Source organism: Chitinophaga filiformis (assembly GCF_900102545.1).
GTDB lineage: Bacteria > Bacteroidota > Bacteroidia > Chitinophagales > Chitinophagaceae > Chitinophaga > Chitinophaga filiformis.
In genome coordinates, this window is record NZ_FNBN01000010.1 from 106,306 (window position 1) to 119,165 (window position 12,860).

Annotated in this window: 12 protein-coding genes; 5 read left to right on the forward strand and 7 right to left on the reverse strand. The window is 45.1% G+C overall.

What is annotated here, in order from left to right; genetic code table 11:
* On the reverse strand, positions 1-765 hold the full coding sequence (locus BLR32_RS29385) for a LytR/AlgR family response regulator transcription factor (protein WP_089837446.1): 765 nt from the start codon (positions 763-765) through the stop codon (positions 1-3).
* Positions 740-1,807 (reverse strand): sensor histidine kinase, encoded by a 1,068-nt coding sequence (locus tag BLR32_RS29390; RefSeq protein ID WP_089837448.1) that lies wholly within the window; start codon positions 1,805-1,807, stop codon positions 740-742. Before BLR32_RS29390 ends, BLR32_RS29385 begins: the two co-directional genes overlap by 26 nt.
* A 144-nt stretch (positions 1,808-1,951) precedes the next feature.
* Here BLR32_RS29390 and BLR32_RS29395 point away from each other — a divergent pair, with 144 nt between their 5' ends.
* The 4 genes from BLR32_RS29395 (at position 1,952) to BLR32_RS29410 (ending at position 7,178) form a co-directional block, all read left to right on the forward strand.
* Positions 1,952-4,270: a TonB-dependent receptor gene (locus BLR32_RS29395; RefSeq protein WP_089837450.1), complete on the forward strand. Its 2,319-nt coding sequence runs from the start codon at positions 1,952-1,954 to the stop codon at positions 4,268-4,270.
* Between the two features lie 5 nt (positions 4,271-4,275).
* Positions 4,276-5,085 carry a DUF4249 domain-containing protein gene (locus BLR32_RS29400; protein ID WP_176842469.1) on the forward strand — a complete coding sequence of 270 codons (810 nt, stop codon included), beginning with the start codon at positions 4,276-4,278 and terminating at the stop codon, positions 5,083-5,085.
* A 348-nt stretch (positions 5,086-5,433) separates the two neighbouring features.
* Positions 5,434-6,282: an AraC family transcriptional regulator gene (locus BLR32_RS29405; protein WP_089837455.1), complete on the forward strand. Its 849-nt coding sequence runs from the start codon at positions 5,434-5,436 to the stop codon at positions 6,280-6,282.
* 71 nt (positions 6,283-6,353) lie between these two features.
* Positions 6,354-7,178 (forward strand): inositol monophosphatase family protein, encoded by an 825-nt coding sequence (locus BLR32_RS29410; RefSeq protein ID WP_089837457.1) that lies wholly within the window; start codon positions 6,354-6,356, stop codon positions 7,176-7,178.
* Between the two features lie 23 nt (positions 7,179-7,201).
* On the opposite strand, the gene BLR32_RS29415 is transcribed toward BLR32_RS29410, so the two are convergent.
* The gene (locus tag BLR32_RS29415) at positions 7,202-8,041 is read right to left on the reverse strand and encodes a methylated-DNA--[protein]-cysteine S-methyltransferase (protein WP_089837460.1); all 840 of its coding nucleotides are present in this window, start codon (positions 8,039-8,041) and stop codon (positions 7,202-7,204) included.
* Positions 8,042-8,145: 104 nt separating this feature from the next.
* Here BLR32_RS29415 and BLR32_RS29420 point away from each other — a divergent pair, with 104 nt between their 5' ends.
* Positions 8,146-9,078 (forward strand): helix-turn-helix domain-containing protein, encoded by a 933-nt coding sequence (locus tag BLR32_RS29420; RefSeq protein ID WP_089837462.1) that lies wholly within the window; start codon positions 8,146-8,148, stop codon positions 9,076-9,078.
* Between the two features lie 130 nt (positions 9,079-9,208).
* Here BLR32_RS29420 and BLR32_RS29425 read toward each other — a convergent pair whose 3' ends face one another.
* The 4 genes from BLR32_RS29425 to BLR32_RS29440 form a co-directional block, all read right to left on the reverse strand.
* Complete coding sequence (locus tag BLR32_RS29425; RefSeq protein WP_089837464.1) at positions 9,209-9,778, reverse strand: hypothetical protein; 570 nt, start codon at positions 9,776-9,778, stop codon at positions 9,209-9,211.
* Between the two features lie 379 nt (positions 9,779-10,157).
* Complete coding sequence (locus tag BLR32_RS29430; protein ID WP_089837466.1) at positions 10,158-10,595, reverse strand: hypothetical protein; 438 nt, start codon at positions 10,593-10,595, stop codon at positions 10,158-10,160.
* Positions 10,596-11,327: 732 nt separating this feature from the next.
* Positions 11,328-11,672: a hypothetical protein gene (locus BLR32_RS29435; RefSeq protein WP_089837468.1), complete on the reverse strand. Its 345-nt coding sequence runs from the start codon at positions 11,670-11,672 to the stop codon at positions 11,328-11,330.
* A 156-nt stretch (positions 11,673-11,828) separates the two neighbouring features.
* Positions 11,829-12,794 (reverse strand): MBL fold metallo-hydrolase, encoded by a 966-nt coding sequence (locus BLR32_RS29440; protein ID WP_089837621.1) that lies wholly within the window; start codon positions 12,792-12,794, stop codon positions 11,829-11,831.
* Between the last annotated feature and the right edge of the window lie 66 nt (positions 12,795-12,860).

The window sequence follows — 12,860 nt, forward strand, 5'->3', positions numbered from 1 at the left end:
TTACTTCCCCGACAACCAGGCGAGGAACTGGGGTGCTTTTTCTTTGCTGATGGTGATCACCTCTTTGAAAGGCACAGACAGATTCACACTTAGCTTACGTGCTACATAGTGAGAAGCGTCTTTTATCGCTTTACGGTTAACGAGGAATTGTCTGTTTACCCGGAAGAAATCATTCCCACAGAGTTGTTCAGCATCTTCAAGAGATTTCTTCAGGTGATAGTGTTGCCTGTCGAAGGTCATCAGGCATAAGGTCTCCTTTTCAATATAGAACAATACAATACTTTCCAGCCTGACCGGCACTATTTTGTCTTTGTAATAAACCAATATAGCTGCAGGTTTGGACGTATGTTGCTGAACGGTTTCAGCGATCGTATTGGCAGGGTTATCTATGCTTACTCCGGTAAACTGACGGCGCAGATTATTGTACTTCCTGATCGCATCTGCAATGGAGGCATTAGTGAATGGCTTCAGAATATACTCGATACCATTGGTCTTAAATGCCTGCAGGGCGTATTCATCATATGCGGTGCAGAAGATCACAGGCGCTGATACTTCTACTGTTCTGTAGATATCAAAGCTTTCCCCATCCCCCAACTGTATATCACTGAAAATAAGATCAGGCATATCGTTCTGTTGAAAATACGTCACGGCTTCCTTCACTGATTTCAGCACGGCCACTACTTCCACTGTATTATCCAGTTGCTGGATACTTTCTTTCAGATCCTCTGCTGTCAGCACTTCATCTTCTATAATCACTACCCGCATGCTGTAAGATTTTTATTTTTACGGTAAATGTTCTGCCATTGTCTTCAATCAGAATGTCTTCTCCGGTCAGCATCTTGTAACGTTCTGACAGGTTCATTAATCCGCTGCCGGTAGAGGCTTCTGTCTGGTGCTTCACCTGCAGGTTATTCACTACTTTCAGATAATCTCCCTCCTGGATCACATCCAGGTACAAGGGATCTTCACTGGTAAGTACATTGTGTTTAATCGCATTCTCCAGCAAAGGTTGCAATGAGAAGGCAGGTAACCAGCGATTGCTTAATGCCTGCTGATCGATATCAATGGAGAATTTCAGCGCTTCTCCTGCGCGCATCTTCTGCATCTCCAGGTAATCTACGCTTAACTTTATTTCATCTTTCAGTGAAATAACATTCCTGTGTCCCGTTGAAATACTGGCCCGCAGGAAGTCTGACAAATGGATGAGGTATTCTTCCGCCTTTTCCGGATGGCGGCGTATAAGAGACTTCAACGTATTCAACGCATTAAAAAGAAAATGTGGATGGATCTGTTGCCGCAACAACTGGTTGATGGCTTCTGTATTGGTAAACTTCAACCGGGCATTTTCCAGTTCAGCATTATTTTTGGCATGTACCAGGGTGATATAGTTGTGGAGCATCAGGACAAACGCGTTAAATACAATGCCATGCAGCATGAATAACAGCGGCCATAATGCTTTGTTCCTCACCTGTTCATACCAGTCAGGAATAACGAAAGTATGCGGGTTAGCAGACACCACCATCCTGAACACCAGGAAGTTCAGGAGCAATGCTCCTGAGAAGCTGGCTATAGTCCGGTATAACCTGAATTGCCCGGATAAATAGTTCCAGCGCCTGGAAATCCACACCTGTACCCCCACATTGTACAAACTGTTGACTAGTATACCAACGAAGATCACTCCCGATTTGGCGAGGATTGTACTCAGGGAATACTCTCTTGCAGAAGAGTTCAGTCCCACGAGGATGGCAATACTCAACGCTGCGATAAAACTTACGCGTACAAGACTTTTTATAGGTAATCTTTTCATGTGTTTCTAACTGCAAGTTAAGTACAAAGGCTGAGTACATTCAGGTTTCCCTGTCCAATTCAACCGCGATTTTGTCTGTTTCAGCCCCGCCATTTTTTGCATATTAGATTATTATTATTTGTTTCGCACTAAATTTTACACCTGATGAAATCAAAATTGTTGCTCATTGCTGTTTTGCTAACGGCCGGTAAAGCCATAGCACAGCAGAAACATACAATTAGCGGAACCATTAAATCCAAGGCCAAAGGAGAAACCCTCATCGGCGCAACCGTAAGAGTAAGCGGTGGCGGCGGTACAACCACCAACGAATATGGATTCTATTCCATTACCCTCACAGACGGCAAACATCAGCTGGAATACTCCTCTATGGGCCTGCAGACCAACCACTTAGACTTTTTCCTCCGGAAAGACACCGTTATTAACATCTCCCTGGAAGACGAATCTGTCAGCCTGGGAGCAGTGACCATTACCGGTACCAGTACCAAAAGGAGCCTCAGTACGCCTCAGATGGGACTGGAAAAGCTGACTACCAAAGAGATGAAGAATGTACCGGTACTGCTGGGTGAAAGAGATGCCATTAAAGTTATCCAGTTGTTACCTGGTATCAAGTCGGCCGGAGACGGTAACGCCGGTATGTATGTACGTGGCGGCGCTGCCGACCAGAACCTGATACTCCTGGATGAGGCGCCTGTGTACAATGCCTCTCACCTGCTGGGTTTCTTCTCTACCTTCAACTCTGATGCGATTAAAGACATCGCTGTGTACAAAGGCGGTATGCCTGCACAATACGGTGGTCGTCTGTCATCCGTACTGGACATCAAGATGAACGATGGTAACAACCAGGACTTCGGCGTTAGCGGCGGTATTGGTCTTATTTCTGCCAAACTGAACGTGGAAGGTCCTATTCAGAAGGATAAATCATCCTTCCTCATTACAGGCCGCAGAACATATGCTGATATGTTCCTAAAACTGTCCAGCGATTCCAGCATCAACAACAATACGCTCTATTTCTATGATATCAATGCCAAGCTGAATTACGAACTGGGTGAGAAAGATAAATTGTATCTCTCCGGTTATTTTGGTAAAGATAAACTGGGCGTAGGCGATCTGTTCGGATTGCAGTGGGGTAATACCACCGCCACCCTGCGCTGGAACCACATCTTCAATAACAAGTTGTTCTCAAATACCTCCCTCATCTACAGTAATTACGATTATACTATCTCCATTAACAGTGGTTCTGTGAATGCAGATATCTATTCGAAGATCAGGGACTACAATCTGAAAGAGGAATTACAATGGTATCCTTCTTCCAGTCATAACATCCGTTTCGGTATCAATTCCATTTATCATACCATCACTCCCGGACAGGTTACTACTTCTGAAACTTCACAGATCAATGCCAGGACACTGGAAGACCGTTATTCCTGGGAGAATGCATTGTATCTTACCGATAACTGGAAAGTGTCTGACAAGTTGAGCGCGACCTATGGCTTGCGTTTATCTTCCTTCAGCATCCTGGGTAAAGGTGATTTCTTCAACATAGACAAGGATGGAAAGATCGTCGATACCCTGCATTATCAGAGCGGCGATTTTGTAAAGACATACCTCAACCTGGAACCCAGGCTGGCGCTCAGCTATAAGCTAAACAGCACCTCTTCACTGAAGGCATCTTACGTACGCAATACTCAGAACCTTCACCTGATCTCCAACAGTACGACCAGCAGTCCTACAGATAAATGGGTGGCCAGCACCAATATCATCAAACCTGAAATATCCGACCAGTACTCTATCGGCTACTATAAAGACCTGTTCGGCGGAGACTATGAACTGACCGTTGAAACCTATTACAAGTCTTTACAAAACCAGATCGACTACCGTGATGGCGCCAATGTTAATACTGTCAGCAATGCAATAGAATCTGAGCTGCTGTTTGGTAAAGGACGTGCTTATGGTATTGAGTGGTTGTTCAAAAAGAGAGTGGGTAAATTCAGCGGATGGCTGAGCTATACACTGTCAAAAACAGAGAGACAGATAGATGGTATCAACAACAACAAATGGTACAATGCACGCCAGGACAGAACACATGACATAGCGATTGTGGCCATGTACCAGGTAAGCAAGAAATGGACATTATCTGCCAACTGGATCTATTACACCGGCGATGCGGTCACTTATCCTTCCGGTAAATACCAGATAGATGGTCAGACGGTATATTACTTCACTGGTCGTAATACTTACCGTATGCCTGATTATCACCGTCTGGACCTGGGCGCTACGCTGCAGCTGAAGAAACGTAAACGCTGGTCGTCAGAACTGGCCTTCAGCCTGTACAATGCTTATGGCAGGGAAAATGCATACACTATCACCTTCGAAGACAGTAAGGAAGATCCGAATAAGACTGTTGCAAAACAAACAGCACTGTTCAAATTCATTCCTTCTATCTCTTACAACTTTAAGTTCTAATGACCATGCGTAACAGTTTTATATATACTATACTAGGCGCAGCGCTGTTACTCGGCACCGCTTGTGAAAAGGAGATCGATCTTAATCTGAATGGCAACGACAACAAGCTGGTGATCGATGCTGTGCTGACAGACATCAAAGGCGACTGTGTTGTGAAGCTCAGTCGTACCAAAGATTTTTCGGCAGACAATTCCTTTGTGGGCGTATCCGGTGCAAAGGTGCAGATCTATCATAATGGCGATACCACACTGCTGACTGAAACTGCCACCGGTGTGTATGTTGCACCGGAATTATCCGGCAGCAGCGGCAATACTTATGGATTGCTGGTTACCCTCGATGGTGAACGATATACTGCGACGTCTTATATGCCGTCAAAAGTGCCAATGGATTCTTTGTCTATCGTAGAGGAAGATCTTTTCGGGGATATGACCAAAGTAGCAAATGTCAGCTTCAGAGATCCTGCAGGAGAAACCAATTACTACCGTTTCCAGCAGTACATCAGGGGTACCAAAGTAAAACGGTACTATGTGCGTAATGATGATCTTACCAACGGTAATGATATCAATGCGCGGTTGTACATCCTGGGCGAAGATGATGATGACCATGAGTATGATATCAACAGCGGAGATGAGATCACTGTGGAGATGCTGAATATTGATGCTGCGGTATATAAGTATTTTTATAGCCTTAGCAGCAGTGCTACCGGTGAGAATGAGTCTGCTACACCTGCAAATCCTGTGAGCAATATTTCAGGGAATGCGGTTGGCTATTTCAGTGCGCAGACGGTAGAGAGGAAGACGATTAAAGTGCCTTGATAATTTTATTTTTTGTTTTGGGACGCCGGCCACAATTTCTATATGGGATTGCGGCCGGCGTTTTTTGGTCATTCGCCCATCAGGGTCGTGTGTTTGTAGGGTATCTATTCGATATGTATTCGGTGCGACTATAGTTCGACCTATAACCTATAGGCTCCTTACTATAGCATTACAGGCACTGTTCTATAGCCAACGCTATAGAACGGTGGGCCTAATGTAGGACTACAGAGCCTATAGGTTAAGGTTCGTAGTATAGTCGCACCGAATACATACTATAGAGATACACTTCCGGCTATTTATTGATTTGTACCTTGTTATTTGTAATTTCGTGACCCGCAACTTGTTAACGTGAAAAAGACATCGCACCCGATCCCCTTCTATTCGCTGGAACCATATGCCATCGGCGGAATGTTTATAGAAGAAATGCCCATAGACTTTCCTGAGGGAGCCCAACCTCACCAGGACGACCACTACCTGATCCTGTTGCTTACCCATGGCAGCGCAATATTAGAAATAGAAAAGGAAACTTTTCATTGTGAAGCTCCGGCACTGGCGGTGATTAAACCGCTACAGGTTCATTTCTCAACACAGTCAAAGGACCCGGCAGGCTGGGCTGTATCATGTGAACCGTTCCTGATTCCTAATGCACTCGCCGCCGTTCTGCCGGGTCTGGACATCAGGCAGCAGTATGTACCACTGACAAACGCAGAAGATCTCTTTCAGATAGCGGCTGTTTTGCAGACGGCGTTCAAAACATCCTGTATAACCAACAGGCATAAACCGGCTATTCTTAGAGGACTGGGTGAGGCATTCTTCCACCGCATCCTGCCAGAACTTGAAATGGCACAGGATAAGACGATACAACAAAAAGGGCAGCCAGCCGTTATTACCCGGCAATTCATGCAGCTGCTGCAACAGCAGCCCACCGGACAAACACCGGCCTACTTTGCCCGGCAGATGCACATTACGACGGCCCACCTGAATGATTGCGTGCGGGAAACTACCGGCTATCCGGTTACCTACTGGCGCCAGTATGCTATGCTGCATGTAGCTAAAAGGTTACTATACTATACGGACAAACCTGTCAAGACCATTGCCTGGGAACTGGGGTTTGAAGATCATACCTACTTTTCCCGCCTCTTCCGTAAGCTGACAGGGGAAACACCAGGGGCTTTCCGGAACAAATTCCACGAATAGTCCAATACCTTCCTGTTTGTCTCCAACTATTGCCGCATTTTCCGGCCTTTCTTTGCCTTAAAATCACAGATATGGAAACACTACTTAAGAAGAGCTGTGAAGTCATAAAAGAAGCTGGAAAAGCACTAAAAAATGCACAGGTACCTTCCGCAAGGGCAGGAAGCAAAGAGAAGCTGCTCCTGCAATTCAGGACGATCAATGCATTTTCTGCCCAACTTATCCGGGAAGGACTACTAACCATTGCACCTGATATTCCCTGGTCAGATGTGGAATTTGATACCGCGCGGCAAAAAGATCCAGCCCTGGGCAGCACTTACTGGGTATGCGACCCTATAGACGGAGCCATACACTTCCTGCAGGGCTTTTCTCCCTGGTGCGTGACGCTGGTGCTCATGGAGAATGGAAGCGCTGCTTTCTCTATCGTCTATGATCCTGTAAGGGATGAAATGTTCACTGCTATTCGGGGACAAGGCGCCTGGCTGAATGGAGAAAAGCTTGCCGTGAACATCCGCAATTCAATACAGGAGGCGATTCTGGCAACAGCTCATCCCAATCAGCCTCAGAAAGAGAAAAAAGACACTTCTCTCCTGCTGGCGAGCCTGGAAAGAATACTCCCGAAGGCCGGCGCAGTCAGGATGCTGGGGCCATCCTCGCTGCAACTTGCCTATGTAGCGGCGGGCAGACTGGATGCATTCTGGGAATATGGAAATGATGTTTATGACTGGCTGGCAGGCGCCCTGATGGTAGAAGAAGCCGGTGGAAAAGTACAGTCCATCGAAGGCGAAGCCTTTCCCATAGGTACAAATACCGGCATACTGGCGGGCAACGAATGGCTGGTGGGACTACTGGAAGAAGAGCTGCCCATAGGATGGGATATATTCAGCTGTAAAATGTAACAAGGTAAAGATGCTCCAATGCATTACCTCGTCCTCGATGCCTCCCAACCTATCATTGCCATTTTACGGGTACTCCCCCAGTGATATTCACCAAATTCACCATTTGACCTGATCACCCGGTGACAGGGGATGAGAAAAGCCACCGGATTACTTCCCACAGCCGTTCCAACTGCCTGGTAAGCCCGTTCTGCATGAGCAGCAGCTGCTACCTGTCCGTAGCTGGATAGTTCACCCATGGGTATCTGCAGCAATGCTTCCCAGACCTTTAGCTGAAAAGGGGTACCCTTCAGGTGCAGCTTCACCTGCTCCAATGTATTCCAGTCCTGCGTAAAAAAGTACAGGGCATTCTGCTGGATCATATCCAGTATCTGCTGGAACCGGGCATTGGGAAACTGCTCCTGCAGATGTCTGAACGCCTGCCCGCGGTCTTCCTCAAATGCCAGGTAACACAGTCCCTTGGGAGTGGCCGCCAGGATAAGTGGTCCGAACGGGCTTTCGGCAAAACTGTAGTTGATGGACAAGGCTTCTCCCCCATTTTTATATTCGCCCGGGGTCATGCCTTCAATTTTCATAAAAAGATCATGCAACCTGCCGGTTCCGGAAAGACCGGTTTCAAGGGCGGTATCAAAAAGGGAAGCCTGTTTATCTTTTAACAGCGACTTCGCATAGGCTACGCTGAGATATTGTGTGAATTTTTTGGGACTGACACCTGCCCATTCGGTGAACATGCGCTGAAAGTGGAATGGGCTTAAGTATACATTTTCAGCCACTTCCTCCAGGGAAGGCTGGTTCTTAAAGTTTATTTTCAGGTATTCAATCGCCCTGGCAATCCGTTCATAATTTGTTAATTCCTGAGAAATCATATCTATTTCATTTACAATACAAAAATAGACATTCCGGTTTATGACATAAACCCGGTTCTTGCGGAGTTGATTACACTAATTTGCCGTAATTTTGCCCCCTGATTATGAACACGAACCTGCCAATATTCGATATTCCATCGACAATCCGTTACTACCTGTCGCTTGACAAAAAAGTGACACAGAGTTTCGGGATGGATAAGTACGATGAGCTGCTTCACCCTAACAATTTTGCTGTACTAAGCAACGAGGGAAGCGTGAAGAGTGGTCCTCCCATCAGGACTGATCACTATGCGGTTATTCTGTGCATCAGGGGCACCTGCCAGAAAACGATCGGCGCCTTTACCTTTAATGTAGGTCCCAAGTCCCTACACATCGTATCACCTAAACATACTACTTCTTTTGATAATGCTTCAGATGACCTGTTACTGTACATGGTGATGTTCAAGAAGGAGTTTATCACGGATACCTTTATCAAGCAAAGCGCGCTTGATCCGCTGATAGACCTCAATCCTTCCTGTGCGCCGGTATATACATTGTCGGAACCACATTTTCAGAAGACAAAACTACTTTTTGAACGAATAGACCAGGAATATCGCGAAAGCAATCCTTTCTTTCTGCAGATTGTTCGCTTACAGGTGGTCGAGTTACTGTATGAGGTGAACCGTGCTTTTGAAAAATGCCAGGAAAGCCGTCCTAACCATCAGCTGACAAGACAGTATGCCACTTTTGTCAATTTCCGGGATCTTGTGGAGGAGCATTTCCTGCATAAAAGGACGGTGCAGGAGTATGCGGATATGCTGCACATCACCGCCAAACATCTGAGTGAGATTGTGAAACAGGAAACCGGTAAAAATGCTTTGCAGATCATACATAGCCGTTTATACCTGGAAGCCAAACTGCTGCTGTCTACCTCTACGCTCAGTGTGAAGGAAATCTCTGATCAGCTGAACTTTGATACCAGCTCACATTTCAGCCGTTTCTTCAAAAAGTTTGCAGACGAGAATCCTTCTGATTTCAAGAAATTATCTGTAGCATAATATTTCTATCGCATAATAAAAATACAATAGGGCCTTTCAGATGAAAGGCCCTATTCCATTTGATTATAAACCCCTTAACAATTATGTCCTACTTGTCCTATGCTTATCCTAATGTATCCTAAGTTTATGCTTATAATTTGAAAGTGTATGCTACTCTTAATCCTATCAGATTAGCTGCGTCTCCACCGTCAACAAATTTTGAGTTACCGTCAAACTTCACGCCTGCATCCAGGTAACTGCCTTTGCCAAGTGGGATCAGGTAGCCAATTTGTGGGCTGTAGGTGAAGGCCGCTGTCTTATAACCGGTCGGACCATTTGTTATAAAGTTGACACCGGCCTGTCCCTGTACATACAGATTATTGCTCTGGAAAGGATAATACCTTAAACCAGCTTTCACGGGAATCCACTGCAAATCATCGAGACCAGGTACATCATCTGCGAAAACATTGGCAAACCCTGCGTTCAAATTCACATATAATGTCTTCTTGATAATGGCATAATCTGCCTGTACAGAACCGCCTAAAGACCACTTGTAAAAATCACTGAAATTCCCAATCGGTATTCCTGCTTCCGGACCAGCACTCAAAGAGAATGAAGGTCTCTGTGGTTCACTGTTGCCTTTCGTTTGCGCCTTTACTCCAACTGCTACTGCTAATAATAATGCTAATGTTGTAACGCCTGTCTTAATCATCTTTTTCATCGTCTTTCGTTTTAATCTTGTTCTATTAATCTTTAATTCTTCTTTTGTTCTTCTTTGTTCCTGTTCTATTCTTCTGTTTATCGCAGCGCTGTATAAATCTGATGACACAAAATTATGTCGCGATACATTGCTCATCAATCCCAAAAAGGCGGATAAAAAAACCAATTTTTCTGCTCCACAATAAAATTTTAGGCGAGCAGAAAAATTGGTTTCTTAAACCGTGATATTGGTATTTAATATACCCCTGGGAGGTACTACATTTGTGACGCAAAACACGAAAAATAATTACAGTAATAAACAGTTGTAGGTTTAGGTAGAAACGGATGTAATCATACATCCGTTTATTTTTTTACACAAACTGTATTACTACATCCTGATATCAATAAGCTATTTTACAGGCCGTTACCCTGCCGGTTCTTTCCATTGTTCCTTTGGCCAGTACGATATTAATCTCTGCCTGCGTTTCCTTTTCCGCGAAGAATCCTTCTACTTTCAGCGCCTGATAGCCTGGCCTCGCAACCTTAAAAGGATGTGTGTTCTTCAGACCCAGGTATAGGGTAAAGACGCCTGAGGAGTCGGCGAGAACAGTCTTTCTCCCTTCTTCCAGCGTGATAACTACGCCGGAAAGAGGCAACAGTGAATCTTTTTCATCAGGCAGGATCTTTTGCTCAAATACACGACCTTTCAGAATAGCGATGATAGTGTCCGGTTCCGGACCACAATTGAAAGAAGTTATCCTGCTTTCATACACAGTTGAACAGCCAAAAACGGTTGCCCCCAGGAAGAGGCAGGGGAGCAGAGAGCGAAATAGCGTCATGACATCATAAGTTAATATACGAGGGTTTCCCTACGGTTTTTCACCATAGCGCCCATTCCAAACGTAGAAGGGGGCATACCTCTGTGCTTGTTAGATACGGTTGAAGTGTCTTTTGTTTATCAATTCCGGTTCATCTGCAATCACTACGATAGCATAATATTACTGGGCAGCAGCCGGTTTTCGATCAGTTAAGCTTCAGCTGGTAATACACTGCTGCCAGGTCTTATTGGCATGTCTTCAAATAGCTTTCCCCGTAGTGCTCCGAATGTCCGGCCCTACTGATATAAAGATACACTAAAATGGATAATGAGGGGTCCTTATCTTTTCAAGCGGGATGCTGCAAACAATATAATAGCGATCACGAGCAGCGCCCATAATATTTCACGATAGGTGCCTTTCTGCATAATGATCTGTTTTAACCTGGTCATTTTGATTTTGCTGTTTGTTTGGGTGTTTAAATGTTGTAAAGCTTTAAAAAAAAGTGGTCTGGAAAGGGAGCGTCAGAACGCTCCTTTTCCAGACCATCAAAATACATGTAAGCCATCGAAAACTTGTCTGTACGGAATTATATCACAAGGGAAATATCCGTACTTCTACGCAGCTTTTTCAGCGGTACTACGCTTATTTAACTCATTATAAGGGAGTAATTTGCACATACATCGGACAGGAATTTCACTTTGGCAAGTTTCGCTCTGTGTATGATGGAGCGGAACTTGTAAAGTGGAATTATCATTACCAGATAGTGACAAAATTGGGCGTTCCGTTAACTACCTCGACATATATGATACCTAGCTGGGTTCTCGGACCTCCAGCCTGACCGCCACTGAACGTATAAGGACCATAGGTAGTTCCGTTATTGGTGTACGTTATGGTTTGCGGCGCAGTACCAATGTAAAAGATATGCCAGCTAATATTGCCATAAGGACTACCGGTCAGTACGCCATCAGTTTCATAAGCAAAAGGCTTTGCAGCTTCCTGTTTTAAAGGAGCTTTTACTGAGTGGCTATTAGCAGCATTTAAACCGGAAAAAGACAAGATCAGACATGACAACAATGCAAACGGGAAAACTTTTTTCATAAGATAACTATGTGATTCGGGTTAAAAAATAATTCATACACAATATATGATTATTCCTTAATAATAGCAAAGTAATTATAGCGTTCCCGGATACATTTTGCATCTATTTCGTGCTGTATACAAAGCGATATCTACCGATCAATTTTATCTCTATCTTCAGCTATATTTTTTCTTCACTGCCCCGGCAAGCAGTACACCAATCCCCACCAATGCAAGGACTGCCGCAGCTTTGAGCAATGTATGTCTCTTATTTGCAGGCGGAACATATTCTACCCCACTGATGCCGGCAACAGCAGGATCCTGTGAGTAACGACCATTCTCCGGCACCGCTTTTTCCTTGAAGTTGTCTGCTAATTCCTGCAATGCTTTTAGTGCTTCGCCTTCCATAGGCATACCATGTCCGGTAGCTACAATAGATGGTTGTAAAGAGGCTAGTGTCTGAACAGATTTTTCCGCCAGGCCCCAGTCATAGGTGAAGTAACGCGGAGGACCGGAAAGCTTCTTTTCCTGTTTCAGTACAGACAATAAAGATTCCTGTTGTGTAGTTACGAACGCATCTCCTGCCAGCAGCACACCATCCTGTTCCCTGAACAGGCTGATATGTCCGGGTGCATGACCAGGAGTATGGAAGTACTGCCATTCCTTCAAACCGGGTATATTCCCCTGTTCGGGCAGCATTAGTAAACGACCTTCGAGATCGATAGGCCCCTTGGGGAATAAAAAGGAGAGGGTCGTAAACAATCCGCCGCCGGCAGAAGGATCTGGCGGCGGATAAGCAGAACGTCCGGTCAGGTAGGGCGCCTCCAGGTAATGTGCATAAACCGGGACATCCCATTCATCAGCAAGCTGCTTCACTGACCCGGTATGATCAAAATGTCCGTGTGTAAGGATGATGGCAGCAGGCGTAGCCTGGGGCCAGAACAACTGCTTCGCCACTCTTTTGATCCTGGCTGCCGAAGTAGATAAACCTGCATCCAGCAGTACCCAGTGATTGGTAGAAGCATCATGTATGAAATAAATATTGACGATCTTGTCACGAATACCCCATACTCCCGGAGCCACATAAAACCACTCATGCTTTGAGCATGCTTTAATTTTAACCAGCGCTTGTTGTTTTTTCATATTGAACGGAATTAACATGAACACTGGTTATTTCTAATCAAAACTCATGCTGAGTCAATCAGACAC

What these genes read in the sequence shown, in the direction of transcription:
- BLR32_RS29385 (WP_089837446.1), bottom strand. Translation starts at nt 765, where the DNA reads ATGCGGGTAGTGATTATAGAAGATGAAGTGCTGACAGCAGAGGATCTG.
- BLR32_RS29390 (WP_089837448.1), bottom strand. Translation starts at nt 1,807, where the DNA reads ATGAAAAGATTACCTATAAAAAGTCTTGTACGCGTAAGTTTTATCGCA.
- BLR32_RS29395 (WP_089837450.1), top strand. Translation starts at nt 1,952, where the DNA reads ATGAAATCAAAATTGTTGCTCATTGCTGTTTTGCTAACGGCCGGTAAA.
- BLR32_RS29400 (WP_176842469.1), top strand. Translation starts at nt 4,276, where the DNA reads ATGCGTAACAGTTTTATATATACTATACTAGGCGCAGCGCTGTTACTC.
- BLR32_RS29410 (WP_089837457.1), top strand. Translation starts at nt 6,354, where the DNA reads ATGGAAACACTACTTAAGAAGAGCTGTGAAGTCATAAAAGAAGCTGGA.
- BLR32_RS29415 (WP_089837460.1), bottom strand. Translation starts at nt 8,041, where the DNA reads ATGATTTCTCAGGAATTAACAAATTATGAACGGATTGCCAGGGCGATT.
- BLR32_RS29420 (WP_089837462.1), top strand. Translation starts at nt 8,146, where the DNA reads ATGAACACGAACCTGCCAATATTCGATATTCCATCGACAATCCGTTAC.
- BLR32_RS29425 (WP_089837464.1), bottom strand. Translation starts at nt 9,778, where the DNA reads ATGAAAAAGATGATTAAGACAGGCGTTACAACATTAGCATTATTATTA.
- BLR32_RS29430 (WP_089837466.1), bottom strand. Translation starts at nt 10,595, where the DNA reads ATGACGCTATTTCGCTCTCTGCTCCCCTGCCTCTTCCTGGGGGCAACC.
- BLR32_RS29435 (WP_089837468.1), bottom strand. Translation starts at nt 11,672, where the DNA reads ATGAAAAAAGTTTTCCCGTTTGCATTGTTGTCATGTCTGATCTTGTCT.
- BLR32_RS29440 (WP_089837621.1), bottom strand. Translation starts at nt 12,794, where the DNA reads ATGAAAAAACAACAAGCGCTGGTTAAAATTAAAGCATGCTCAAAGCAT.